Origin of the sequence: Curtobacterium sp. NPDC092190 (genome assembly GCF_044755625.1) — a bacterium.
In the GTDB taxonomy this organism is placed as follows: domain Bacteria; phylum Actinomycetota; class Actinomycetes; order Actinomycetales; family Microbacteriaceae; genus Curtobacterium.
On record NZ_JBIVRJ010000004.1, the window covers coordinates 252,464 to 276,531 of the forward strand.

Below are 24,068 nucleotides of genomic sequence, written 5' to 3' on the forward strand. Positions count from 1 at the left end.
CGCGCGCAGGCAGGAGCAATCCCGACATGGCATCAGAATCTGACGACGACCGGACGATCCCGCAGGACGAGACCGAGCAGGCTCCACCGACGGAACCATCGTACGGCGCAGACCAGATTCAGGTGCTGGAGGGGCTCGAGGCGGTCCGCAAGCGCCCGGGCATGTACATCGGTTCGACGGGTCCGCGTGGTCTCCACCACCTGGTGCAGGAGATCGTCGACAACTCCGTCGACGAAGCACTGGCCGGCTACTGCGACACGATCGACGTCACCATCCGCGAGGACGGCGGCGTCCGCGTGGTCGACAACGGCCGTGGCATCCCGGTCGACACCCACGCGGCCGAGGGCGTCTCGACGCTCCAGGTCGTCCTCACCGTCCTGCACGCCGGCGGCAAGTTCGGTGGCGGCGGGTACGCGGTGTCCGGTGGTCTGCACGGCGTGGGCTCCTCCGTCGTGAACGCCCTGAGCTCCGAGCTCGACGTCGAGGTCCGCCGCCAGGGCCACGTCTGGCGCCAGAGCTACACCGACGGCGTCCCGGTCGCCCCCGTCTCGAAGGACGAGGAGACCGACGTGACCGGCACCACGATCACGTTCTGGCCGAACGCCGACATCTTCGAGACCGTCGAGTTCGACTACGAGACGCTGCGCACGCGCTTCCAGCAGATGGCCTTCCTCAACAAGGGCCTCCGCATCAACCTCACCGACGAGCGCACCCCGGACGAGGGCGAGGAGTCGCGCCGTGACTCCTTCCGCTACGAGCGCGGGCTGCCCGACTACGTCGAGTACCTCAACGCGCAGAAGAAGGCCGACCTCGTCCACCCCGACGTCATCGCGATCGAGGCCGAGGACACCGAGCGCAAGATCGCGCTCGAGATCGCCATGCAGTGGAACACCTCCTACCAGGAGAGCGTCCACACCTTCGCGAACACGATCAACACGCACGAGGGCGGCACCCACGAAGAGGGCTTCCGTGCGGCCCTGACGAGCCTGGTCAACCGGTACGCCCGCGAGACCAAGATCATCAAGGAGAAGGACGACAACCTCACGGGTGACGACATCCGCGAAGGGCTGACCGCCGTCATCTCCGTGAAGCTCGGCGAGCCGCAGTTCGAGGGCCAGACGAAGACCAAGCTCGGCAACACCGAGGCGAAGTCGTTCGTGCAGCGCGTCGTCGGCACCGAGCTCACCCACTGGTTCGAGAGCAACCCGTCCCAGGCGCGCGACGTCGTGCGGAAGGCGATCCAGGCGTCGCAGGCCCGGCTCGCCGCCCGCAAGGCCCGCGAGACCACCCGGCGCAAGGGGCTGCTCGAGTCGGGCGGCATGCCCGGCAAGCTCAAGGACTGCCAGTCGAAGGACCCGACGCTGTCGGAGATCTTCATGGTCGAGGGCGACTCCGCCGGTGGTTCCGCCGTGCAGGGTCGCAACCCCATGACCCAGGCGATCCTGCCGCTGCGCGGCAAGATCCTCAACGTCGAGAAGGCCCGTCTCGACCGCGCCCTGGCCAACCAGGAGATCCAGTCGATGATCACGGCGTTCGGCGCCGGCATCGGCGAGGACTTCGACCCGGACAAGGCCCGGTACCACAAGATCGTGCTGATGGCCGATGCCGACGTCGACGGCCAGCACATCACGACGCTGCTGCTCACGCTGCTCTTCCGCTACATGCGTCCGCTCATCGAGCGCGGGTACGTGTACCTCGCACAGCCGCCGCTGTACCGCCTGAAGTGGTCGAACGCGGCGCACGAGTACGTGTTCAGCGACCGGGAGCGCGACGCCCTGATGCAGGCGGGCATCGCCGCCGGCAAGCGCATCCCGAAGGACAACGGGATCCAGCGCTACAAGGGTCTGGGCGAGATGGACTACAAGGAGCTCTGGGACACCACGATGAACCCGGACACCCGCACGCTCCTGCAGGTCACGCTCGAGGACGCCGCCGCGGTCGACAGCGTCTTCGCGACGCTGATGGGTGAGGACGTCGAGTCGCGACGCCAGTTCATCCAGCAGAACGCCAAGGACGTCCGCTTCCTCGACATCTAGTACCGGCCTGGAGGCGCGGTGCCAACCGCGTCGACCAGTCCCGACCCCCTGTGGTCGCGCCCGGCGCGACCGACGGAACCAGTGCCTCCCGGCCGACGACCGGAGGGCCACCAGAAAGGTGACCAAGCCACATGGCTGACGACAACGAGAACGGCGCCGACGAGCAGCCCGAGATCGTGCACGGCGAGGTAGGCGACATCGTGGTCTCCGGCGACCGCATCTCGCAGGTCGACCTGCAGCTCGAGATGCAGCGGTCGTACCTCGACTACGCGATGTCCGTCATCGTCGGACGTGCGCTGCCGGAGGTCCGTGACGGCCTGAAGCCGGTCCACCGCCGCGTCATCTACGCGATGTTCGACGGCGGCTACCGGCCGGACCGGGCGTTCTCGAAGTGCTCCCGCGTCGTCGGTGACGTCATGGGCCAGTTCCACCCGCACGGCGACAGCGCGATCTACGACGCGCTCGTCCGCCTCGTGCAGCCGTGGTCGCTCCGGTACCCGCTCGCGCTCGGCCAGGGCAACTTCGGGTCCCCGGGCAACGACGGCGCCGCGGCCCCGCGGTACACCGAGACCAAGATGGCACCGCTCGCCATGGAGATGGTCCGGGACATCGACGAGGACACCGTCGACTTCCAGGACAACTACGACGGCCGCACGCAGGAGCCGTCGATCCTGCCGGCGCGCTTCCCGAACCTGCTGGTCAACGGATCGGTGGGCATCGCGGTCGGCATGGCCACGAACATCCCCCCGCACAACCTGCGCGAGGTCGCCGAGGGCGCCCAGTGGGCGCTCGCACACCCGGACGCGACGCGCGAGGAGCTCCTCGGCGCGCTCATGCAGCGGATCAAGGGCCCGGACTTCCCGACCGGCGCGCAGATCCTCGGCACGAAGGGCATCCAGGACGCCTACCGCACCGGTCGTGGCTCGATCACGATGCGCGCGGTCGTCAACGTCGAGGAGATCCAGGGTCGCACGTGCCTGGTCGTCACCGAGCTGCCGTACCAGGTGAACCCGGACAACCTGGCGATCCGCATCGCCGAGGGCGTGAAGGACGGCAAGCTCGCCGGCATCGCGGACATCCGCGACGAGACCTCCGGCCGCACCGGTCAGCGCCTGGTCATCGTGCTGAAGCGCGACGCGGTGGCGAAGGTCGTGCTCAACAACCTGTACAAGCACACGCAGCTGCAGGAGAACTTCGGCGCGAACATGCTCGCCATCGTCGACGGGGTGCCGCGCACGCTGTCGCTCGACGGCTTCATCTCGGCGTGGGTCGACCACCAGATCGACGTCATCGTCCGCCGTACCCAGTACCGGCTCCGCGAGGCCGAGAAGCGCGCGCACATCCTGCGCGGCTACCTCGCGGCGCTCGACGCCCTCGACGAGGTCATCGCGCTCATCCGTCGGTCGCCCGACGTCGAGGAGGCGCGGACCGGCCTGATGGACCTGCTGTCCGTCGACGAGATCCAGGCACGCGCGATCCTCGAGCTGCAGCTCCGCCGCCTGGCCGCCCTCGAGCGCCAGAAGATCCACGACGAGGCCGAGGAACTCGAGCGCAAGATCGCCGACTTCCAGGACATCCTGGCGTCGGAGACCCGGCAGCGCACGATCATCGGTGACGAGCTCGCCGAGATCGTCGACCGCTTCGGCGACGACCGTCGCAGCGAGATCATGCTCGGCTACGACGGTGACATGTCCATCGAGGATCTCATCCCCGAGGAGGAGATGGTCGTCACCATCACCCGCGGCGGGTACGTCAAGCGCACGCGGAGCGACAACTACCGGTCGCAGCACCGCGGCGGTCGCGGCGTCAAGGGTGCGCAGCTCCGCGCGGACGACATCGTCGAGCACTTCTTCGTCACGACGACCCACCACTGGCTGCTCTTCCTCACCGACCAGGGTCGCGTGTACCGCGCCAAGGCGTACGAGCTGCAGGAGGCGAGCCGTGACGCCAAGGGGCAGCACGTCGCCAACCTGCTCGCCATGCAGCCCGACGAGCAGATCCAGCAGGTGCTCGACATCCGCGACTACGAGGCGGCGCAGTACCTCGTGCTCGCGACGGAGCAGGGTCTGGTCAAGAAGACCGCGCTGAACGAGTACGACACCAACCGCACCGGCGGCATCATCGCGATCAACCTCCGCGAGGGCGACAAGCTCCGCCAGGCGCTGCTGGTCGACGAGACCGACGACCTGCTGCTCGTGTCGAAGCACGGCATGTCGCTCCGCTTCACCGCGACCAACGACACCCTCCGTCCGATGGGCCGGTCGACCTCCGGCGTGAAGGGCATGTCCTTCCGCGGCGACGACGCACTGCTCGCCGCACGTGTGGTGTCGGACGACGGCTACGTGTGGGTGATGACCGAGGGCGGCTACGCCAAGCGCACCTCGGTCGACCAGTACCGGGTGCAGGGCCGCGGTGGTCTCGGCATCAAGGTGGCCAAGCTGGCCGCCGATCGGGGCGACCTCGTGGGGGCGCTCATCGTCGGCGAGGACGACGAGGTGCTCGTCGTGCTGCAATCGGGCAAGGTGGTAAGGTCTGCCGTGTCCGAGGTGCCCGCCAAGGGTCGCGACACGATGGGTGTGGTCTTCGCGAGGTTCGCGGAGAACGACCGGATCATCGCGGTGGCCCGGAACAGCGAGCGGAACCTGGATGACCAGGACGACGCCGACCCCGAGATCGAGCCTGCGGGCCCGGTGGAGACGGTGAGCCCTGACGAAGCGGCCCCCGACCCCGCCGACACCGCCGACACCGAGCCTGTCGAGGACGAGGCCGGAGAGGACCAGTCGAACAATGAGTAGTGTCGCCGAGAAGCTCCAGAAGAAGGCGAAACGTCCCAGCGGTACCCGGCAGGTCCGCCTGCGTCTGGTGTACCTCGACTTCTGGTCGATGGTGAAGCTGAGCTTCCTCATCGCGCTCGCCGGTTCGATCGTGATCATCGTCGCGACCGCGCTGGTCTGGGTCATCCTCAACCAGACCGGCGTGTTCACCCAGATCGACGCCCTGCTCAAGGACGTCACCGGGCAGAACAGCTACTCGATCATGGACCAGTTCTCGCTCGGGCAGGTCCTCGGGTTCTCGGTCGTGGTGGGCATCCTCAACGTGGTCGTCGGCACCGTGCTCGGTGCGATCGTGAGCGTCCTCTACAACCTCAGTGTGCGGATCACGGGCGGCCTGCTCGTGGGCTTCACGAACAACTGACACACCCGGGCCGGACGGCAGTCGCCCCTCGATTTCGTTCTCCGAGATCGGTACGGTAGGCTTTCATCTGGTCTGAGGGGCTATAGCTCAGGCGGTTAGAGCGCTTCGCTGATAACGAAGAGGTCCAAGGTTCAAGTCCTTGTAGCCCCACCACTTCCCACCGGGACCAGTACGCTGGTCCTCACGGGGCCTTAGCTCAGTTGGTAGAGCGCCTGCTTTGCAAGCAGGATGTCGGGAGTTCGATTCTCCCAGGCTCCACTCGAGAAGCCCCTGCTCGCGACTTCGTCGCTTCGCGGGGGCTTCGTTCTGTGCTGGCCGGCGCCTCCGGCGCGCCGCTCCGCGATGGTCGTCTTCCTCCGGGCGTGGCCGTTGTGGGGTGGTCGCCTCGGTGGTCTTCGGGCGTGAGGTGTGGCCGTTGTGGGGTGGTCGCCTCGGTGGTCTTCGGGCGTGAGGTGTCGCCACTGCGGGCGTTCGGCCCGGCGCTGGCGCACGACCTGCCGTCTGTGGTGCTTCGACGCGGCATGTCGTGGCACCTGGGCGAGCGACCGCGGCATGTTGCGCGACGGCGCATCAGCGGCTGACGGGACGGGGGGCATGCCTCCAGTTGGTGGCTGGGGCCGGGCCTGTGCCTGAGGCTGGGACCGGTGCTGTGCCTGAGGCTGAGGCTGGGGCTGGCGAGCGGGCAGGACGTGCCGCGAGCGGGGCGTCGAGGGGGTTCTTCTCGTCGAGTCTCGGCGGTGAGCGGGCCGTATTTCGCCCGTTCGCGGCTCGGGGCAGGTGGCACGCGCACGGGGCCAGGGGCAGGTTCTGCGGCGCACGGGACAGCCGGGGACGACGAAGGGCCCCGGCGCGGTGCCGGGGCCCTTCGTACGAACCGGGAGGTCAGGCGGCGGGCTTCTCCGCCGTGTCGGCGTCGTCGGCGACCCACAGGTCGTCGTCGGCGCGGAGCGTCTGGTAGGCGGCGTACGCGGCACCGGCAACGGCGACCACACCGACGACGATGAGGGCGACCCCACCGAACCCGAGGCCCTTCTTCTGCTGCCCCGGCGTGTACTTCGCCGCGGCCTTCTTCGCCTTCTTGCCCTTCTTCTGGGCGTCCTTCACGATCTTCTTGACGCGCGGGTCCTTCGCGAGGTCCTTCACGCTCATCACCGAACCAGCGGTCGCCACGAGGCCGGGGACGACCTCGGTCTGGAAGCGGTGCGACGCGCTGTGCGCGGCCGAGGTCGCTGCGTGCACGCCCGTCGCGACGGCGGGACGGATCCCGTTGTCGATCGCGTTCTGCACGCGGGGGGCGATGTCCTTCCGGGCTGCGTCAGCAGCGTGCGTGCGGGCCTCGGCGAGGATCGCGTTCGCGTGCTCGAGGACCTTGCGCTGCTCGCCGAGGAGCGAGGCCGTCTTGCCCTTGAGCTTCTTGATCTGCTTCCGACGCTTGCGCGGGATCTCGATCGTCGTCATCTGGTACCTCCATCGGATCGGCGTGACCCCATCCTGCCACCGAGCACCCTGACAGGTCACGGATCGTCGGCTGTGTGATCGGTGTCACCGTCAGGAGTGCATGCGAGAATCGACACATGTCTCTGCACACCGCTGTCGCAACGATCCACACGAACAAGGGCGACATCCGCGTCAACCTGTTCGGCAACCACGCCCCGAAGACCGTCAAGAACTTCGTCGACCTCGCGACCGGCAAGCAGGAGTGGACGCACCCCGGCACGGGCAAGGTCTCGACCGACAAGCTCTACGACGGTGTCGTCTTCCACCGCATCATCAAGGACTTCATGATCCAGGGCGGCGACCCGCTCGGTCAGGGCATCGGTGGTCCGGGCTACCGCTTCGACGACGAGATCCACCCGGAGCTCACCTTCCAGGAGCCGTACATCTTCGCGATGGCGAACGCCGGCATCCAGGGCGGGCGCGGCACGAACGGCTCGCAGTTCTTCATCACGACCGTGGCGACCCCCTGGCTGCAGGGCAAGCACACCATCTTCGGTGAGGTCGCCGACGACGAGTCGCGCGCGGTCGTCGACGCGATCGAGGGCGTCCCGACCGACGGTCGCGACAAGCCCGTCGAGGACGTCGTCATCGAGAGCATCGACGTCGAGGACGTCTGAACCCGGTGACCGACCAGGCCCCGGGGCGGGACAACTACTGCTACCGACACCCGGACCGGCAGAGCTTCATCCTGTGCCAGCGGTGCGGGCGGACGATCTGCACCGAGTGCCAGACACCGGCGGCCGTCGGCGTGCACTGCCCGGAGTGCGTGCGTGAACAGCGCGCACAGTTCCAGGCGAACCGCCGTGCCTCCGGGGCCCCGGGCGGCCTGACCGTCGCCCGCCGTCGGTTCGCGATGATGGACCAGAAGGCGACCACGGTGATCATCGCCGTCTCGGTCGTGATCTGGCTGCTGAACCTGCTGTCCGGCGGCGTCGTCAACCAGTGGCTCAGCTACTGGACACCGTTGGTCGGGACACAGCCGTGGCGCCTCGTCACGGGGCTGTTCGTCCACTCGTCGATCTTCCACATCGGGTTCAACATGCTCGCGGTGTTCATCTTCGGGCGGATCCTCGAGAACCTCCTCGGCACGTGGCGCTTCGTCGCGCTGTACTTCCTGGCGGGCCTCGGCGGTGACCTCGCGGTGTCCCTGCTGACCCCCGGTACGCCGGTGGTCGGCGCCTCGGGTGCGATCTTCGGTCTGTTCGCGGCGTTCTTCGTGATCCAGCGCAGCCTGGGCTACAACGCCGTCCAGCTGCTCGTCATCATGGGGCTCAACCTCGTCGTCGGCTTCCTGCCCGGGACCAACATCTCGTGGCAGGCCCACGTCGGCGGCATCGTGCTCGGGTTCCTCACGGGCTTCGTCTTCTCGAAGACCCGGAACGTCCGGCAGCGTGGCCTGCAGATCGGGCTGCTCGTCGCCGAAGCGGTCCTGCTCGTGGCTGGGATCGGCGCCGCGTACATCAGCATCGGTGGCTACGCGATCGGCTGACGAGTTCGCCGCCGCACGCAACGCCCCGTCCCACCACAGTGTGGGGCGGGGCGTTCTGCGTCTCCAGAGGCCGCTCTCCACAGCCCTCCGGTGAGTTCTCCACAGTTGGGGACAACTCGGTGAGTTACACGGGTGTGATTATCCCCACTGTGGACGAGCCTGTGGACAACTCGGGGGCCACGGTGTGGATGGTTGTGTGGAAAGTGTGGACAACTGTGGAGAATGCGGTCCCGGGTGTGGACGGATGCGTCCGGGTGCTGTCGGGGTTGTGGAGAGCGAGCCGGGATCCGATCCGGGACGGGACGGGACGGGCCGGGCGGGGACGGGCCCGGCAGGCCGGGACGAACGACGACGCCCGCCGTACCTGGCGGTACGACGGGCGTCGGGAGATGCTGGGCGGCGGTCAGCGCCACCGCGTGGTCATGAGGAACCCGATGAACATGATCCCGAAGCCGATCAGGATGTTCCACGACCCGAGCGACGGTACGGGCAGGGTCGTGTTCGAGATGTAGAAGACGATGACCCAGGCCAGGCCGATGAGCATGAAGCCGAACATGACCGGCTTGAACCACACGGGGTTGGGCTGGTCGCCCGCCGTGTCGACCGAGTCGGCTCGGGTCCTCCGGGCGGGCTTGGTGCGGTCCTTGTCCTTGGCCATGGCCGGTATCCTACCGTGACCACGTCTGTGGGAAGACCCTCAGCAGCCCGCGCACATCCCCCACGAGTACGGTGATCCGACCATGACCAAGATCCTCGTCGTCGACAACTACGACAGCTTCGTCTACACGCTCAACGGCTACCTGCAGCAGCTCGGCGCGGACACCGACGTCGTCCGGAACGACGCGTTCCCCGAGGACGAGCTCGCCGAGCGCATCGCCGACTACGACGGAGTGCTGCTCTCGCCCGGGCCGGGCACCCCCGCGGACGCCGGTGTCTCGATCCCGACCGTGCGTGCCGCCGTCGATGCCGAGACCCCGCTGCTCGGCGTGTGCCTCGGGCACCAGGCGATCGCCGAGGCCATGGGTGCCACGGTGACCCACGCCGAGGAACTCATGCACGGGAAGACCTCGCAGGTCGACCACGACGACAGCGTGCTCTTCGCCGGTGTCCCGCACCCGTTCACCGCCACGCGGTACCACTCGCTCGCGATCGTCGACGGGACGGTGCCCGACGAGCTCACCGTCACGGCGCGGACCGCAGGTGGGGTGATCATGGGCGTGCAGCACCGTGACCACCCAGTGTACGGCGTGCAGTTCCACCCGGAGTCCGTCCTCACCGAGGGCGGGTACCGGATGGTCGGCAACTGGCTCGAGACCACCGGTCTGACCGGTGCTGCCGAGCGGGCCGCAGCGCTCAACCCGCTGATCGCCGAACACCGGTCCTGACGCCGGAGCGGTACGACCGCCGACGCGTCCGATGACCACCGGCGCAGGCGACGCCCGCGGGGATGGTGCCGCGTGCCTCCAGGCCGACGGACGGAGCCCGCCGCAGCCGACCTGACGGAGTGGACTACTGTCCGCCGCCGCCCTGGACGGTCCCGCTGCCCCCGCCGCCGCCACCGTCACTGCCGCTGCTGTCGTCGCCACCCTGCTCGGGGACGGACGGCGCCTGTGACGGCCGCTGTGCCGAAGCTGCGCAGTACGTCAGCGTGATGGTGCTGCCCTGCGCGACGTCGCCCTGCGGCACGCTCTGCTGCACCACGGTGCTGCCCGTGCACGTGTAGGTCGGGGACGCCACGACCTTCAGCCCGAGGTTCGCGAGTGCCTCGTTGGCGGCGCTGATCGGCTGCTGCGTGACGTCCGGCATCTGCACCTTGCCGTTGGAGACCGTCAGGTTGACGACGGAACCCTTCGTCAGCTGCGTGCTGCTCCCCGGGTCGCTGCTCATCACGGTGCCCTCGGGCACGTCGCTCGAGTAGTCGCTGTTGATCGCTCCGACCGCGAACCCGGCGTCCTTCAGTGCCTGTTCCGCCGCGTCCTGCGTCTGGTTGGCGACGTCCGGGACGGCGACCTGCTCCGGTCCCAGGGAGACGACGACGCGGATGCTCTGCTTGCGGGCGACGTTCGTGCCCTCCCCGGGCTCGGTCCGGATGACCGTGTCCTTGGTGACGTCGTCGGAGTTCTCGCCGACCTCGACGGCACTCAGGTCCCGCTTCTCGAGTTCGGTCCGCGCCGAGTCCCACGTGGCGCCGACGACGTTCGGTACGGACACCGACGACGACACCGGTGCCTTGCCGGGCTGCAGGTTCGCGACGAAGAACACAACGCCCGCTATGACGGCGGCGGTGAGGATGATGCCGAGCCAGATCCAGGCGACCGGAGGGCGGTTCTGCGTGCGCTGCGGTCGGTGGTCGGCCGCGTCGTCGTCGAGCTCGCGGAACGCCACCGCAGGGTTCGAGGTGGTGCGGGGGTTCACGCCGAAGAGCATCGTGGACGCGTCGTGTGCCGCGTTCTGCTGGAGCGTGCGCGTGGACACCGGGACCTTGCCGGCGGCGGCCTGCTGCAGGTCGGTCCGGAAGTCCGCGGCGGTCTGGAAGCGACGGGTGCGGTCCTTCACCAGGGCGTGCAGCGTCACCGCGTCGAGCGCCGGGGACACCTCGGGCACGAGCGTGGAGGGCGCGACCGGCTGCTCGCTCACGTGCTGGTAGGCCACGGCCACCGGGGAGTCGCCGACGAAGGGCGGGCGGCCGGTGAGCAGCTCGAAGAGCAGCACGCCGGTCGAGTACAGGTCGGTCCGGGCGTCGACGGTCTCACCGCGGGCCTGCTCCGGCGAGAAGTACGAGGCCGTCCCGAGGATCGAGGTCGTCTGCGCGACCGTCGCGGACGTGTCGGTGATGGCACGGGCGATGCCGAAGTCCATCACCTTGACCTGGCCGCTGTGCGTCACCATGACGTTCGCGGGCTTGATGTCGCGGTGCACCACGCCGGCGCGGTGCGAGTACTCGAGGGCGGTGAGGATCCCCTCGGTGAAGCGGACCGCCTCGGCCGGGTCGAGCGGGCCGTCGTCGAGCACGTCGGAGAGTGCGCGACCGTCGACGTGCTCCATGACGATGTAGGGCACCTGGACCTGGGCGCCGGAGGGCTCGGTGACCGTCTCCTCGCCCGCGTCGTAGACGCGCACGATGGTCGGGTGCGCCATGCGGGCCGCCGCCTGGGCCTCCTGCCGGAAGCGGATCCGGAAGGTCGGGTCCGAGGCGAGGCTCGGCTTGAGGAGCTTCACCGCCACCTTGCGACCGAGTCGCGTGTCGGTGCCCACGTGCACCGTCGCCATGCCCCCACGACCGATGACGTCACCGATCTCGTAGCGGTCGGCGAGGAGCGTGATCCCCGCGGTCACACCTTCTGGCACGTACTCCTCCGAATGTTCGTCCGGGCAAGTGTACGGCAGGGGTTCCTGCCCGAACGCTGACGACGGGGGCTGCCGACGAACCGTTACACAACGGTGTCGACAGCCCCCGTTCGGGTGACGATCAGTTGGCGTCCTGCGGGCCGGTCGGGGTCGGGGTCGGGGTGCCCGAGGGCGTCGGGTCCTCCGCCTGTTCCCACGTCGCCGTCGCGGCGTCGGACGACTCAGAGGCAGCGAGCGAGCCGCACGTGACCGTGTAGGTGAACGAGACCTCGTCGTCCACGGCGTCCGCCTGGATGGTGACGGCCGTCGAGCTGGTGTCCCCGGAGGTGGCTCCCGAGGCGTCCTTGCCGCCCGTGACCGTCCACGTGTACTTCGACACGTCGTAGCCGTCGGGGCACGTCGCGCCCGACCAGCTGAAGGTGACCTGGCCGGACTCGGACACCGTCCCCGCGGTCGGGGTGTTCGGCTTGTTGGCCGTCGGCGGGGTCGTGTACTGGGTGAGCGTCACGAGGGTGCCCTCGACGACGCTGCCCGTCGGGGTGAGGTCCGCGACGGTGCCGGCCTGCTCCGCGGTCGGCGCGGGGCTGCCGTCCTGCACGGTGACCTCGAAGCCGCGGCCCTGGAGCTCGTTCCGGACCTCGTCGGCGCTGCGGCCGACGTAGTCGCCCTTGTTGATGAACACCCGGTCCGCGGTCGGCGACGGGGTCGACGACGGCGCGGACTGCGAGGGAGCCGGCCGCGACGAGGACGGTGCCGGGTCGGGTTCGCCCTGACCGCCGAGCGCGAACGCGGCGATCGCGCCGCCGATGAGCAGCACCGCGAGGACCCCGACGAGCCACCAGATCCAGGCGCGCTTCTTCTTCGGTTCCTCGTCCTCCGGCGCTGCCGGTGACCGCGGCGTGCCGGGAGGGCCGGCGACGGCTCCGGCCTGCGTGCCGATGAGCGCGGTCGCCGCGTCGTTGCCCGGACGCTGCGGCGGGTTGAACGCGACGGTGCCCGCGCCGCCGACAGCTGGGACGGCGACGGTCGCTGCGGCGACGTCCCCGCGCCGCAGCGCCTGGGACGCGCGGGCCAGGTTCGCCGCGGTCGCCGGACGGTCCGCCGGCTTCTTGGCGATGCAGGACAGCACGAGTGCCGAGACCGGCTCGGGCACGTCACCGGGCAGCGCGGGCGGCTGCTCGTTGATGTGCGCCATCGCGATCGCGACCTGGGACTCACCGGTGAACGGACGACGCCCGGCCAGGCACTCGTACGCGACGATGCCGAGCGAGTAGATGTCGGTCGACGGCGATGCCGGGTGGCCGCTCGCCTGCTCCGGGGACAGGTACTGGACGGTGCCCATCACCTGGCCCGTCGCGGTGAGCGGGACCTGGTCGGCGATGCGCGCGATGCCGAAGTCGGTGATCTTCACGCGGCCGTCGGGCGTGATGAGCAGGTTCCCGGGCTTGATGTCGCGGTGCACCAGGCCGACGGCGTGCGCGGCCTGCAGGGCGTTCGCCGTCTGGGCGACGATGTCGAGCACCTTGTCGACCGGCAGCGTGTGCTCCCGCTCGATCATGGTGGACAGGGCCTCGCCCGGGACGAGCTCCATCACCAGGTAGGCGCTGCCGTCCTCCTCGCCGTAGTCGAAGACGTTGGCGATCCCCTCGTGGTTGACGAGGGCAGCGTGGCGCGCCTCCGCCCGGAAGCGCTCGAGGAAGCCCGGGTCGCCGAGGTACTCGTCCTTGAGGATCTTGAGTGCGACGGTCCGGCCGATGACGAGGTCGGTCGCCTGCCACACCTCACCCATGCCGCCGATCGCGACCCGCGAGGAGAGCTGGTACCGCCCACCGAAGGTGAGTCCGCTGGTGGGTCTCATTTGTTCAGCACCGCCTCCATGACCTTCTTCGCGACCGGGGCCGCGACCGTGTTGCCGACGCCGGACTGCCCGAGTCCGCCGCCGTTCCCGACGACGACCGCGACGGCCACCTCCGGGTTCTTCGCCGGGGCGAACCCCGTGAACCACAGCGTGTACGGATCACCCGTACCGCCTTCCGCCGTACCCGTCTTGCCGGCGACGTCGACTCCGTCGATCTTCGCATTGGTGCCGGTCCCGCCGCTCACGACGCTCTGCATCGCCTCGGTCAGGTCGGCGGCCTCGGAGCCGGACAGCGGGTCGCTGTACTGCTTCGGCGAGAACGACTCGACCGTCTTCAGGTCGCTCGTGGTGATCGAGTCGACGAGCGAGGGCTGCATGACCTTGCCGCCGTTCGCGATGCCGGCCGACACCATCGCCATCTGCAGCGGCGAGACGCGCACGCTGGCCTGCCCGAACGCGCTCAGCATGAGCTGGGCGGTCGAGTCGACGTCGGGGTACTGGCTCGCGGTGGCGCGCATCGGGACCTCGATCGCGTCACCGAAGCCGTACTCGTCCGCGACGGACTTGATCCGGTCGTACCCGAGCTTCTGGCCGAGCTCGGCGAACGGGATGTTGCACGAGAACTGGATCGCCGTCCGGAGCTTCACCGTGTCGCCACCACCGCAGGAGCCACCCTCGGCGTTGTTGATGTACGAGCTGGTGCCCGGCAGCTGCAGGCGCGACGGGTTCGGGAACTCGGAGTCGAGCGAGTACTTGCCGTCCTTGAGCGCGGCGGAGGCCACGACGAGCTTGAAGACGGAGCCCGGCGTGTACAGGTCGCCGCCGATCGCGCGGTTCTGCAGCGGGGTCGGGGTCTGCTGCAGCAGGGCGTCGTACTGCTGCTTGACCTGCGCGGTGTCGTGCGAGGTCAGGGCGTTCGGGTCGTACGCCGGCTTCGACACCATCGCCAGGATCTTGCCCGTGCTGGGCTGGATCGCGACGACCGCACCGCTGTTCTCGCCGAGTGCGTCGTACGCGGCCTGCTGCACGTCCGGGTCGATGGTGAGGTTGACGTTGTCGCCCTGGACGTCCTGACCGGTGAGGATCGCGTTGAGGTTCTGGAAGAACGATGCGTCGGAGTTGCCGGAGAGCACGGCGTTCTCGGCGCTCTCGATGCCCGTGTTGCCCTGGCCGATCGTGAAGTAGCCGGTCACGGCGGAGTACAGCGCACCGTTCGTGTACTTGCGCTGGTACTGGTACTGGTCGTCCGAGGGGGTCGACTCGGCGATCGGGCTGCCGTCGACCAGGATCGCGCCGCGCTTGGTCGAGTAGCTGTCCAGGATCGTGCGGGAGTTCCGCGAGTCGGCACGCAGGGTGTCGGCGGCGAAGAACTGGATCGAGGTCGTCGACACGAAGAGCGCGACGAACATGAGCACGATGACGGTCGAGACTCCGCGGAGCTGTCGGTTCACCGGGTGCGCTCCTTCCTGGTCGTCGCACCGCGTCCGGAACGGCCACGGGCGGCGGGGACCGCGCCCTGCTGGACGCGCTGTTCTGCGGGGATCGAGTCGGTCAGTCGCAGCAGCATCGCCGCGATGATCCAGTTCGCGATGAGCGACGAGCCACCCGCGGCCATGAAGGGTGTGGTCAGACCGGTCACCGGGATGATCCGGGTGATGCCGCCGACGACGACGAAGACCTGCAGGGCGATGATGAAGCCGAAGCCGACACCGAGCAGCTTGCCGAAGTCGTCCTGCGCCGTGAAGGCCACGCGGAGGCCCCGCGACGCCAGGACGATGAACAGGGCGAGGATCGCGAAGACGCCGATCAGCCCGAGTTCCTCGCCGAGCGACGCGACGATGTAGTCCGCGTTGGCGACGGGTGTGATGTACGGACGGCCCTGACCGAGGCCGGTGCCCGTGATCCCGCCGTTCGCGAAGCCGAACAGGCCCTGGACGAGCTGGTAGCTGCCCTGGGTCTGTCGGTCGAAGATCGCCTGGTCGAACGGGTCGAGCCACTGCTCGAAGCGACCCCGCACGTAGACCAGGACCGACTGCGCGACGAGGGCACCACCGACGAACAGCCCGAGGCCGATGACGACCCAGCCGAGCCGGGCGGTCGCGACGTAGATCATCACGAGGAACAGGCCGAAGTAGAGCAGCGCCGTGCCGAGGTCGCGCTGGAACACCAGGACGGCCATGGCCGACGCCCACATCACCAGGATCGGGCCGAGGTCACGGGCGCGCGGGAACGTCATGCCCGCGAACTTCTTGCCGACGATGGACAGCGAGTCCCGGGCGGTGACGAGGTACCCGGCGAAGAACAGCGCCATCGTGATCTTCGCGAGCTCGCCGGGCTGGAACGAGAACGGGCCGATGCGGATCCACACGCGGGCGCCCCCGACGTTCGCCCCGATCCCGGGGAGCATCGGGAGGAGCAGCAGCGCGATCGTCGCGAACATGAAGATGTAGCGGTACCGCTGCAGGAACCGGTGGTTGCGGACCGCGACGACGGTGATCGTCGCGAGCACCATCGCGAGCATCGTCCAGACGATCTGCTTCACCCCGATGGCGTCCCAGCCGGTCAGGCCGTTGTGCACGTCGATGCGGTAGATCTCGGCGATGCCGATGCCGTTGAGCACCAGGGCGATGGGCAGCACGAACGGGTCCGCGTGCTTCGCGACGACGCGGAGCACCACGTGCATGACGAGCGCGAGGCCGAGGATCCCGCCGCCGACCCAGAGCACACCGGTGTCGAAGATGCGGCCCTTGGTGCCGAGCTGGACGAGCACCATCGCGCCGGCGCAGATGCCGCACGCGATGACGAGCAGCACGAGCTCGAGGTTCCGGGCGCGGGCCGGCTCCCGCAGCTTGATGGTGATCGCCTGCGTGAAGGACTGCGCGGTCGCGGTGCTCATCGGCCGTCCCCCGGGCTCTCGGACGGCGAGGCGCTGCCGGACGGCGAGGCGCTGCCCGACGGTGACCCCGACCGGGTCGGGGTGGGCGACGGCGACGAATCCGCATCGCCGCCCGTGCCGGCCTGGTCCTGGCCGGTCTCGGCGGCCTTCCGCAGCCGGTCCACGATGTCGCGCGCGTCGGAGAGCGAGGTCGCGTTGATCGTCGACCGCACGTTCTCGCGCGTGTAGTCCGGGAGCGACGTGACCGAGATGTCGGTGTCCTCGTAGACGTCCGACAGCGCGATCGGCCCGATCGACTGCTGCACGCCCTGGTAGATGGCGACCGTGCCGCGGTCGGTGCCGACGTAGTAGTGCGCCTGCGTGATCCGCCAACCGAGGAACACCGCCCCCACGAGGGCTGCGACGGCGACGACGAGCGCGATCGACCAGGCCACGCGACGCCGGATGCGGCGACGGCGGTCCTCGGCGATGAGCTCGGCGAAGTACTGGTCGGACTCGGGCTCGAAGTGGGAGTCCTCCGGCACGGCGCTCACCTTGAGGGGGTGGAGCAGGATCGTGGGGAGGCGGATCGGCTTGCGACCGGTCGACGCCTCGAAGGTCAGGGGTGCCGCGGCGGAACCGACCGTGGTGGCGGCGGCGTCGTCGTCCTCGGGTTCCGTGTCGGTGACGTCCATCACGACGACGGTCACGTTGTCCGGGGCACCGTGGTCGAGCGTCTCCTTGACCAGGCGCTGCGTCACCTGGTTCGCGTCCATGGTCGACGCGAGCGCGTGCCGGATCCGCTCCTCGGCCAGGTACGACGACAGACCGTCCGAGCAGAGCAGCCAGCGGTCGCCGGTCTGGATGTCCATGACGGCGGTGTCGACCTCGGGGGCGGCGTCGACGTCGCCGAGCACGCGCATGAGCACCGAGCGCCGGGGGTGGACGGCGGCTTCCTCCGGCGTGATGCGACCGCTGTCGACGAGTCGCTGCACGAAGGTGTGGTCGGACGTGATCTGCTGCAGTTCGCCGTCGCGCAGGCGGTAGATGCGGGAGTCGCCGATGTGCGCGATGGCGATCTGCTCGCCGACCCGGATGAGTGCGGACACCGTGGTGCCCATGCCGGTGAGTTCCTGGTGCTCGAACACCGTCTCGGTGATGAGCTGGTTCGCGGCGATGAGCGCGGACTGCAGGGCGAACTCGGCGTCGTGCGCGGACGGGAACTCGCGGTCGACCTCGCGGATGCGGCGGATGGCGATCGCGGACGCGACGTCGCCGCCGGCGTGGCCGCCCATGCCGTCCGCGACGGCGAAGAGGTGCGTGCCGGCGTAGCCGGAGTCCTGGTTGTTGGCGCGGATGCGCCCCACGTGGGACACAGCGGCGCTCAGCGTGCGAGCCGTCATGTCCCGGTTACCGCCGCAGCTCGAACGTCGTCGTCCCGATCGTGATCGGCGTCCGTTCCGCGATGGTCACGGGGCCGGTCACCTTCTGACCGTTGACGAACGTGCCGTTCGTGGACTCGAGGTCGGACAGGACCCAGCCCTCGCCGCGGAGGTCGAGGCGGGCGTGGTTGGTCGACGTGTAGTCGTCGCGGATGACGACGTTCGACTCGCTGGAGCGTCCGATGGTGATCGGACCGCCGCCGAGGGGCATCTCCATGCCCTCGCGGGAGCCCTCGGTGATGACGAGGCGCGTCGCGACGCCGGTCGGCGGTGCGGAGCCGGACTGCTGCTGTGTCGGGCCCGCGGGTTGGCCGATCAGCTCCGTGAACGCGCCGGGCGCTGCGGCGGCAGGAGCTGCGGTGGCGGGCACGGTCGGCGTCGTCGGTGCGGACGCCCCGGCCTTCGGGTCGGTCGGGATGGTGCGGACACGTTGGCCGAACAGGTCGCTCCGCAGGGCGAAGACGATGACGAACACGAACAGCCACAGCACCGCGAGGAAGGCGAAGCGCAGGACGAGCAGGGTCAGGCCCGTGGTCATCGCGCACCTCCGTCGTTCTCCGGGATCACCCGGAACACCATACGGGTACGACCGATCTCGATGGTGGAGTCCGGCTCGACGATGGCCTGCTGGAAGCGTTCGCCGTTCAGCTTCGACCCGTTCGTGGACCCGAGGTCGTTGGCCTGCGCGTGCTTGCCGTCCCAGATGATCTCGACGTGCTTCCGACTCGTCCCGGTGTCGGCGACGGTGATGTCCGCGTCGGTGCCGCGCCCGATCACGGTGCGGCCGCGGTGCAGCCGGTGGCGCTGCGATCCGATGTCGAGCACGGCCACCCAGGCGACGTCACGCTGCACCGTCGACGAGTCGACCTGCAGGATGCCGGTGGACAGCGTGCCGTCCTGCTGCAGCGTGATCGAGACCGGTCCGGAGAAGGAGTAGTTCTGGGCCACCGCGTGCTGCTGCACCATCTGCGACAGTTCGTCGATGAGCGGGCGCCCGATGTCGTTCATCCGCGTGTGGTCCGGTGGCGCGAGGCGCACCGTGAACTCGTTCGGGACGAGGATCCGCTCGCGGGAGACCACGGCGGCCTTCGTGTCGAGCTCCCGCCGCAGCGCGCTGGAGATCTCGACGGGCTGCACGCCGGAGCGGAAGGTCTTCGCGAAGGTGCCGTTGACGGCGCGCTCCAACCCTCGCTCGAAGCTGTCCAAGAGGCCCATGTGTCTCCGTGTTCGTCGGTCAGGGACCACTGCATGGTAGTGGGTGGCGCTCGTGCCCGTCTGTGCGTGGTCACGGGCACCCTCTGTCGCGTGCTAGTGTTGCCGGGCTGGCGCGAGTGGCGGAATTGGTAGACGCGCACGGTTCAGGTCCGTGTGCTGGAAACGGCGTGGGGGTTCAAGTCCCCCCTCGCGCACCAGGTATGAGGAACGGCCCCCGGAGGAATCCGGGGGCCGTTCCGCGTTCCGGCGCGACGCTCCCCACGACCGGCCTGGAGGCTCGTCCCACCTCCGTCCGTCGGCCGCAGCCGTGCACGGATCGGGTCCCCCTCGGCGCGCCGACCGGGTCGGCACACCGACCCGGTGGCGACCGCCGGCCTGCCCGTTCTGGGGGTTGCCCCTCCGCTGCCGCTCTCCGCACACTGATCGGCGTCGTACCGGGTCGGGCCGGTGCGCCTGCTCCTGGAGGACCCATGCGGACGTCGTCCGTGACCGCTGCCGTGGTCGCACTCGGGACCGCGCTCGTCGCGGTCGTCACCACCAGCGTCGGGGTCGCCCCCGCGCACGCCGCGCCGTCGTGCCGCGGTGACCGGATCACGGTCGCCGAGCTGTCGGGTGGCTGCGTCGTCGCGTCGGGCTCGGTCGTGCTCCCCGACGGTCGCGTCTTCGCGGTGCCCGACGCCGGTACGACGGTGACCGCGCTGCCCGTGGCGACGACGACCGGTGGTGATCCCGGGGACGCCTCGGTGACGAACACCGGCGCGGCAGGCATCGCCGTGGCGGTCGACGGGCGCTGGTCCGGCGCCCCTGCTGCCGTCCGGCGGGTGCTCGCACTGCGTGAGGGCCGCATCGCCGCCGGGCACGACGCCGGTGCGGGTGCGGCCTCGACCGGCACCGGATCTGCGGCCTCGAGCTGCACCGACCGGTCGTACACGCTCCTGGCGTACCGCTGGACGAGGGACGTCCGGTGGTGGTCGAACCCGACGGGAGCGAAGACTGCGGACCGTGCGGCGATCCGTGCGGGTGCGACGGCGTGGAGCGGACGGCTCGGCACCTGCGGGCGCTCGATCACGTCGAGTGCGGCGAACACCTGGGTCAGCACGACGGCGAAGACCCCCGCGGTCTCGAGCACCGGGGGCTGCGGGGACCCCGACCGTCGGAGCGTCACCGGCTGGGGCTCCCTGCCCACGCGCACGCTCGCGACCACGTGCGTGTGGTCGCAGGACGGCATCGCGGTCGAGGCGGACCAGCGCTACTCGACCCGGTACGCGTGGTCGTCCACGGCGACGTGCTCCGGCAACCGGTACGACCTGCGCGGCGTCGCGACGCACGAGTGGGGCCACGCGTACGGCCTCGGCCACACCGCAGCCTCGTCGGCCCTCGTCATGAAGCCCGCGGCCGCGCCGTGCGACGTCGCCCAGCGCAGCCTCGGGCTCGGGGACGCCCTGGGCATCGACGCCCGGTACTGACGATCGCCACCGGTGCCCGGCGCCGGCGCACACCGGCCACCGCCGCCGCCCGACGCGCAGGTCGCAGGACCCTGCACTCTCTAGGATCGACCGCATGACGAGCACGATGCCGGGCTTCGGCTCCGCGCGGATCACCCAGATCGGGTTGCGCGACCGCGTGTACGACCGGGTGCTCGAGGTGCTCATGGGGCACGACGTCGAGCCCGGGATGCGCCTGTCGATCGACGGTCTCGCCCGGACGCTCGGCGTCTCCCCGACCCCGGTGCGCGAGGCCCTCGTGCAGCTCGAGCGGACCGGCCTGGTCACGCGCGAGGCCAACAAGGGGTACCGCGTCGCGCCGCCGCTCGCCGGCGACCAGCTCGAGGCGCTGTTCGACGCGCGGCTCATCGTCGAGAGCGGGGCGGTCGAGCTCGCGGCACGCGGGGACGTGGCCGTGCTGCGGGAGCGGCTCGCTGTGGCGCTCGCCGAGCAGGAGGCCGTGGCCGCCGAGGTCGCCCGGGTCGGTGCCCGCTGTGCGTCCGAGGAGCTGATGGCCCGGTTCTTCCGCTCCGACTGGCGGTTCCACCAGCTCGTGTTCGACGCGACGAGGAACCCCTTCCTCGAGGAGATGTCCGCGATCATCACGACGCGGGTGCACCGCATGCGGCAGATCGTCGAGGGCGGGGACGACGACACCGAGCGGGCGGTCGCCGAGCACCGTGCGGTCCTCGATGCCCTCGCCGTGGACGCGCCCACCGCCGTGGCGGCGATGCGGCACCACATCGACGCGGTGCGGGTGCGCTCCCGGGCCGACGCGTCACACTCCGCCTGACAGAACGGGGTTGCGCTCTGGCTCAGCGCGAGTATCTTTCCTATAGGAAAGAGGTTCAAGGATGAACCGCGTCATGCAAGGGAGCATTCCGTGAGCACACCGCAGGACTGGGTCGAGCAGGACTGGGACCCGGACAGCTGGACCGACCGGACGTGGCCGATCGCCGTCTGCCTGCACGGCTTCGACCGGGTCACCCGGGACGGCGCCGCCTTCCACGACGCCCCCGCCGAGGTGTGGGACGACGTGTTCGCCCAGATCGCCGCAGCGGGGTTCTCGCTCGCCGAGATGGCCGACAGCCACGTCCGACCCGCGGACCTCGAACGGTCCCGGCGCGACGAGCTCTTCGCGGTCGCGGCGGCCCACGGCGTGGGGATCCCGTCGGTGCACCTGCAGCGTCGGAGCGTGATCCAACCCGGGCACGAGGAGGAGAACCTCGCCTACGCCCACCGCACGATCGACGCGGCGGCCGAGTGGGGCATGCAGGTGTTCTCGACCGGACTGCACCAGCCGTTCTCGGAGGCTCAGCAGCGCGCGCTCTGGTTCTGGACGGCTCCCGGGCCGAAGGACCCCGAGGACCCCGACGTGTGGGACGCGGCCGTCCGTCGCCTCCGCGAACTCGGGGAGCACGCGGCGAGCGTCGGCCTGCCGATGGCCCTCGAACTGTACGAGGACACCTACCTCGGCACCGCGGACAGCGCGGTCCGGCTCGTCGAGGAGATCGGGCTCGACACCGTCGGTCTCAACGCCGACGTGGCGAACCTCATCCGTCTGCACCGTCCGGTCGAGGACTGGCGGGAGCTCTTCGCGAAGACGATGCCCCACACGAACTACCTGCACGTGAAGAACTACACGCGCGACGAGGCGGGCGACGGCAGCTGGGCGACGAGTGCGCCGAGCACGATGGAGACCGGGCTCATCAACTACCGCCAGGTCCTCCGGGACGCGGTTGCCGACGGCTTCCGCGGGATCGTCATGACCGAGCAGTACGGCGGGGACAGCCTCGGCGTCTGCGCCACCAACCAGCAGTACATCCGGTCGGTGCTCGCCACGACGAGCATCGGCACGAAGCACGGAGGAGCAGTCCGATGAGCACCCTCGACATCGCCGTCGTCGGGTCCGGGTACATGGGCGGCGGGATCGCCCAGGTCCTCGCCCTCGCCGGTCACACCGTCCGCATCGCCGACGTCTCGGCCGAGATCGCGCAGCAGAACCTCGAGCGGCTGATCCGGGAGACGGGCCAGTTCGTCGCCGACGGCTTGTTCCCACACGACGCCGTCGAGCGGGTCACCGCGCACCTCAGTGCCGCCGAGTCGATCGAGGCCGCCGTCGCGGACGCCGACTTCATCGAGGAGGCGGTCCCCGAGAAGCTCGCGATCAAGCACGAGACCCTGCGTCGGATCAGCGCCGCCGCCCGACCCGACGCCGTCATCGGCTCGAACACGTCGACGATCCTCATCGAGAGCCTCGCCGAGGCCGTCACCGGTCCGGAGCGCTTCCTCGGGGTGCACTTCTCGAACCCGGCGCCGTTCATCCCCGGTGTCGAGCTCATCCCGCACCCCACCACCGGCGAGCACGCCGTCACCGTCGGCGAAGCAGTCGTCGCGGCGACCGGCAAGCAGTCCGCACGGGTGCAGGACTCGACCGGGTTCGTGTTGAACCGCCTGCAGTACGCCCTGTTCGAGGAAGCATCGAAGATCGCGGACGAGGGCATCGCCAGCCCCGACGACATCGACACGATCGTCCGGACGACCTTCGGGTTCCGCCTGCCCTTCTTCGGCCCGTTCGCGATCGCGGACATGGCGGGACTCGACGTCTACGCGTTCTGCTTCGAGTCGCTGCAGACCCGCTGGCCCGAGCGCTTCGCCACCCCGCCGACGCTGCAGCAGCACGTCGACGCCGGCGAGCTCGGCACGAAGACCGGATCGGGCTACCTCGACGTGCCCGCCGACCGCACGCCGGAGCTCGTCGCGTACCGGAACAAGGCCTACGTCGCCATGCAGGAGCTCCTCGACGAGCTCGGCCCGGCCCCGATCCACTGAAGGAGCGCACGATGCGCAACGAGCAGCAGACCGTCGTCCTCACCGGCGCAGCGTCGCCGCGCGGCATCGGCCGTGCGACCGCCCACCACCTGGCCGAGCAGGGCTGGAACGTGGGGATCGTCGACCTCGACCAGGCCGCGAGCGAGGCCGTCGCCGCCGAGCTCCGCGAGCAGCACGGCGTGCAGGCCGTCGGCGCGGGCGCGGACGTCGCCGACGAGGCCGCCGTCCGGGCCGCCTTCGACACCATCGAGGCCGGGCTCCCGCCGATCGCGGCACTCGTGAACCTCGCGGGTGTCTCGTCGGCGCACGCCTACCTCGACCTGCCCGAGGGGGAGTGGCACCGGGTGCTGAGCATCAACCTCGACGGGGTGCACTTCGCCGGTCTCCGGGCAGCCGAGTCGATGGTGCGGAACGGGTACGGCCGCATCGTCAACCTGTCGTCGGTCTCCGCGCAGCGCGGCGGCGGGACGTTCAGCAAGACGCCGTACTCGGTCGCGAAGGCCGGCGTGATCGGCCTCACCCGCGGGATGGCCCGCGAGCTCGGGCAGCACGGCGTGACGGTGAACGCCATCGCGCCCGGCCCGATCGACACCGACATCATGGGCGGCACCCTCTCCGAGGAGCGCAAGGCCGAGATGGCTGCCGACGGTGTCCTGCCGCGCATCGGCACGCCGCGGGACGTCGCCGCCGCGGTCGCCTACCTCGTCAGCGCCGACGCCGGGTTCGTGACGGGTCAGACCCTGAACGTCGACGGCGGCCTCTACATGCACTGAACCCGACGGCACGCACCGGAGCCG

Annotated in this window: 20 protein-coding genes and 3 tRNA genes; 14 read left to right on the forward strand and 9 right to left on the reverse strand. The window is 69.8% G+C overall.

The features are described from left to right. Positions 1-26 precede the first annotated feature (26 nt). The 5 genes from gyrB to ACIQFY_RS11870 all read left to right on the forward strand — a co-directional run bounded on the left by gyrB (position 27) and on the right by ACIQFY_RS11870 (position 5,489). A complete protein-coding gene (gene gyrB, locus ACIQFY_RS11850; protein WP_245172033.1) occupies positions 27-2,036 on the forward strand; it encodes a DNA topoisomerase (ATP-hydrolyzing) subunit B in 2,010 nt (669 codons plus the stop codon). A 131-nt stretch (positions 2,037-2,167) separates the two neighbouring features. Further along, positions 2,168-4,831, forward strand: a complete 2,664-nt coding sequence (gyrA, locus tag ACIQFY_RS11855) for a DNA gyrase subunit A (RefSeq protein ID WP_400340209.1) — start codon at positions 2,168-2,170, stop codon at positions 4,829-4,831. Next, the gene (locus tag ACIQFY_RS11860; RefSeq protein ID WP_066651132.1) at positions 4,824-5,231 is read left to right on the forward strand and encodes a DUF3566 domain-containing protein; all 408 of its coding nucleotides are present in this window, start codon (positions 4,824-4,826) and stop codon (positions 5,229-5,231) included. Before gyrA ends, ACIQFY_RS11860 begins: the two co-directional genes overlap by 8 nt. Positions 5,232-5,307: 76 nt before the next feature. Beyond that, positions 5,308-5,384: transfer RNA gene (locus tag ACIQFY_RS11865), tRNA-Ile, on the forward strand. 32 nt (positions 5,385-5,416) lie between these two features. Further along, a tRNA-Ala gene (locus ACIQFY_RS11870) sits at positions 5,417-5,489 on the forward strand. Positions 5,490-6,113: 624 nt separating this feature from the next. Here the strand turns inward: ACIQFY_RS11870 and ACIQFY_RS11875 are convergent. Then, positions 6,114-6,689, reverse strand: coding sequence for a hypothetical protein (locus ACIQFY_RS11875; RefSeq protein WP_400340211.1), 576 nt, complete (start codon positions 6,687-6,689; stop codon positions 6,114-6,116). Between the two features lie 116 nt (positions 6,690-6,805). Here ACIQFY_RS11875 and ACIQFY_RS11880 point away from each other — a divergent pair, with 116 nt between their 5' ends. Continuing rightward, positions 6,806-7,345, forward strand: coding sequence for a peptidylprolyl isomerase (locus ACIQFY_RS11880; RefSeq protein WP_066651135.1), 540 nt, complete (start codon positions 6,806-6,808; stop codon positions 7,343-7,345). A gap of 5 nt (positions 7,346-7,350) precedes the next feature. After that, positions 7,351-8,217: a rhomboid family intramembrane serine protease gene (locus ACIQFY_RS11885; RefSeq protein ID WP_400340213.1), complete on the forward strand. Its 867-nt coding sequence runs from the start codon at positions 7,351-7,353 to the stop codon at positions 8,215-8,217. A 403-nt stretch (positions 8,218-8,620) separates the two neighbouring features. On the opposite strand, the gene ACIQFY_RS11890 is transcribed toward ACIQFY_RS11885, so the two are convergent. Then, positions 8,621-8,875, reverse strand: coding sequence for a cell division protein CrgA (locus ACIQFY_RS11890; RefSeq protein ID WP_022907010.1), 255 nt, complete (start codon positions 8,873-8,875; stop codon positions 8,621-8,623). An 82-nt stretch (positions 8,876-8,957) separates the two neighbouring features. Here ACIQFY_RS11890 and ACIQFY_RS11895 point away from each other — a divergent pair, with 82 nt between their 5' ends. Further along, positions 8,958-9,602 (forward strand): aminodeoxychorismate/anthranilate synthase component II, encoded by a 645-nt coding sequence (locus tag ACIQFY_RS11895; RefSeq protein ID WP_326496026.1) that lies wholly within the window; start codon positions 8,958-8,960, stop codon positions 9,600-9,602. A gap of 124 nt (positions 9,603-9,726) precedes the next feature. Here the strand turns inward: ACIQFY_RS11895 and pknB are convergent, their stop codons facing one another. The 7 genes from pknB to ACIQFY_RS11930 all read right to left on the reverse strand — a co-directional run bounded on the left by pknB (position 9,727) and on the right by ACIQFY_RS11930 (position 18,955). After that, positions 9,727-11,565: a Stk1 family PASTA domain-containing Ser/Thr kinase gene (pknB, locus tag ACIQFY_RS11900; protein ID WP_400340217.1), complete on the reverse strand. Its 1,839-nt coding sequence runs from the start codon at positions 11,563-11,565 to the stop codon at positions 9,727-9,729. A 121-nt stretch (positions 11,566-11,686) separates the two neighbouring features. Beyond that, positions 11,687-13,423, reverse strand: a complete 1,737-nt coding sequence (locus ACIQFY_RS11905) for a protein kinase domain-containing protein (protein WP_326496028.1) — start codon at positions 13,421-13,423, stop codon at positions 11,687-11,689. Further along, positions 13,420-14,874: a penicillin-binding protein 2 gene (locus tag ACIQFY_RS11910; RefSeq protein ID WP_326496029.1), complete on the reverse strand. Its 1,455-nt coding sequence runs from the start codon at positions 14,872-14,874 to the stop codon at positions 13,420-13,422. The genes ACIQFY_RS11905 and ACIQFY_RS11910 overlap by 4 nt, the downstream gene beginning before the upstream one ends. Next, a complete protein-coding gene (locus ACIQFY_RS11915; protein WP_326496030.1) occupies positions 14,871-16,319 on the reverse strand; it encodes an FtsW/RodA/SpoVE family cell cycle protein in 1,449 nt (482 codons plus the stop codon). The genes ACIQFY_RS11910 and ACIQFY_RS11915 overlap by 4 nt, the downstream gene beginning before the upstream one ends. Further along, the gene (locus ACIQFY_RS11920) at positions 16,316-17,701 is read right to left on the reverse strand and encodes a Stp1/IreP family PP2C-type Ser/Thr phosphatase (protein ID WP_066651160.1); all 1,386 of its coding nucleotides are present in this window, start codon (positions 17,699-17,701) and stop codon (positions 16,316-16,318) included. The genes ACIQFY_RS11915 and ACIQFY_RS11920 overlap by 4 nt, the downstream gene beginning before the upstream one ends. 7 nt (positions 17,702-17,708) lie before the next feature. Then, positions 17,709-18,278 carry an FHA domain-containing protein gene (locus ACIQFY_RS11925; RefSeq protein ID WP_400340220.1) on the reverse strand — a complete coding sequence of 190 codons (570 nt, stop codon included), beginning with the start codon at positions 18,276-18,278 and terminating at the stop codon, positions 17,709-17,711. Continuing rightward, complete coding sequence (locus ACIQFY_RS11930) at positions 18,275-18,955, reverse strand: DUF3662 and FHA domain-containing protein (protein ID WP_066651163.1); 681 nt, start codon at positions 18,953-18,955, stop codon at positions 18,275-18,277. Before ACIQFY_RS11930 ends, ACIQFY_RS11925 begins: the two co-directional genes overlap by 4 nt. A gap of 110 nt (positions 18,956-19,065) precedes the next feature. On the opposite strand from ACIQFY_RS11930, the gene ACIQFY_RS11935 reads away from it, so the two are divergent. From ACIQFY_RS11935 to ACIQFY_RS11960, 6 genes are all read left to right on the forward strand, one after another. After that, a tRNA-Leu gene (locus ACIQFY_RS11935) sits at positions 19,066-19,152 on the forward strand. Between the two features lie 273 nt (positions 19,153-19,425). Further along, positions 19,426-20,421: a matrixin family metalloprotease gene (locus tag ACIQFY_RS11940; RefSeq protein WP_400340221.1), complete on the forward strand. Its 996-nt coding sequence runs from the start codon at positions 19,426-19,428 to the stop codon at positions 20,419-20,421. A gap of 94 nt (positions 20,422-20,515) precedes the next feature. Continuing rightward, positions 20,516-21,232 carry a GntR family transcriptional regulator gene (locus ACIQFY_RS11945; protein WP_326496032.1) on the forward strand — a complete coding sequence of 239 codons (717 nt, stop codon included), beginning with the start codon at positions 20,516-20,518 and terminating at the stop codon, positions 21,230-21,232. Positions 21,233-21,322: 90 nt separating this feature from the next. Next, positions 21,323-22,321 carry a sugar phosphate isomerase/epimerase family protein gene (locus ACIQFY_RS11950; RefSeq protein WP_400340223.1) on the forward strand — a complete coding sequence of 333 codons (999 nt, stop codon included), beginning with the start codon at positions 21,323-21,325 and terminating at the stop codon, positions 22,319-22,321. Then, positions 22,318-23,271 carry a 3-hydroxyacyl-CoA dehydrogenase family protein gene (locus tag ACIQFY_RS11955; protein ID WP_326496034.1) on the forward strand — a complete coding sequence of 318 codons (954 nt, stop codon included), beginning with the start codon at positions 22,318-22,320 and terminating at the stop codon, positions 23,269-23,271. Before ACIQFY_RS11950 ends, ACIQFY_RS11955 begins: the two co-directional genes overlap by 4 nt. A gap of 11 nt (positions 23,272-23,282) precedes the next feature. After that, positions 23,283-24,044 carry an SDR family NAD(P)-dependent oxidoreductase gene (locus ACIQFY_RS11960; RefSeq protein WP_209684746.1) on the forward strand — a complete coding sequence of 254 codons (762 nt, stop codon included), beginning with the start codon at positions 23,283-23,285 and terminating at the stop codon, positions 24,042-24,044. The last annotated feature ends 24 nt before the right edge of the window (positions 24,045-24,068 follow it).

What these genes read in the sequence shown, in the direction of transcription:
- gyrB (WP_245172033.1), top strand. Translation starts at nt 27, where the DNA reads ATGGCATCAGAATCTGACGACGACCGGACGATCCCGCAGGACGAGACC.
- gyrA (WP_400340209.1), top strand. Translation starts at nt 2,168, where the DNA reads ATGGCTGACGACAACGAGAACGGCGCCGACGAGCAGCCCGAGATCGTG.
- ACIQFY_RS11860 (WP_066651132.1), top strand. Translation starts at nt 4,824, where the DNA reads ATGAGTAGTGTCGCCGAGAAGCTCCAGAAGAAGGCGAAACGTCCCAGC.
- ACIQFY_RS11875 (WP_400340211.1), bottom strand. Translation starts at nt 6,689, where the DNA reads ATGACGACGATCGAGATCCCGCGCAAGCGTCGGAAGCAGATCAAGAAG.
- ACIQFY_RS11880 (WP_066651135.1), top strand. Translation starts at nt 6,806, where the DNA reads ATGTCTCTGCACACCGCTGTCGCAACGATCCACACGAACAAGGGCGAC.
- ACIQFY_RS11890 (WP_022907010.1), bottom strand. Translation starts at nt 8,875, where the DNA reads ATGGCCAAGGACAAGGACCGCACCAAGCCCGCCCGGAGGACCCGAGCC.
- ACIQFY_RS11895 (WP_326496026.1), top strand. Translation starts at nt 8,958, where the DNA reads ATGACCAAGATCCTCGTCGTCGACAACTACGACAGCTTCGTCTACACG.
- ACIQFY_RS11905 (WP_326496028.1), bottom strand. Translation starts at nt 13,423, where the DNA reads ATGAGACCCACCAGCGGACTCACCTTCGGTGGGCGGTACCAGCTCTCC.
- ACIQFY_RS11915 (WP_326496030.1), bottom strand. Translation starts at nt 16,319, where the DNA reads ATGAGCACCGCGACCGCGCAGTCCTTCACGCAGGCGATCACCATCAAG.
- ACIQFY_RS11920 (WP_066651160.1), bottom strand. Translation starts at nt 17,701, where the DNA reads ATGACGGCTCGCACGCTGAGCGCCGCTGTGTCCCACGTGGGGCGCATC.
- ACIQFY_RS11925 (WP_400340220.1), bottom strand. Translation starts at nt 18,278, where the DNA reads ATGACCACGGGCCTGACCCTGCTCGTCCTGCGCTTCGCCTTCCTCGCG.
- ACIQFY_RS11930 (WP_066651163.1), bottom strand. Translation starts at nt 18,955, where the DNA reads ATGGGCCTCTTGGACAGCTTCGAGCGAGGGTTGGAGCGCGCCGTCAAC.
- ACIQFY_RS11940 (WP_400340221.1), top strand. Translation starts at nt 19,426, where the DNA reads ATGCGGACGTCGTCCGTGACCGCTGCCGTGGTCGCACTCGGGACCGCG.
- ACIQFY_RS11945 (WP_326496032.1), top strand. Translation starts at nt 20,516, where the DNA reads ATGACGAGCACGATGCCGGGCTTCGGCTCCGCGCGGATCACCCAGATC.
- ACIQFY_RS11955 (WP_326496034.1), top strand. Translation starts at nt 22,318, where the DNA reads ATGAGCACCCTCGACATCGCCGTCGTCGGGTCCGGGTACATGGGCGGC.
- ACIQFY_RS11960 (WP_209684746.1), top strand. Translation starts at nt 23,283, where the DNA reads ATGCGCAACGAGCAGCAGACCGTCGTCCTCACCGGCGCAGCGTCGCCG.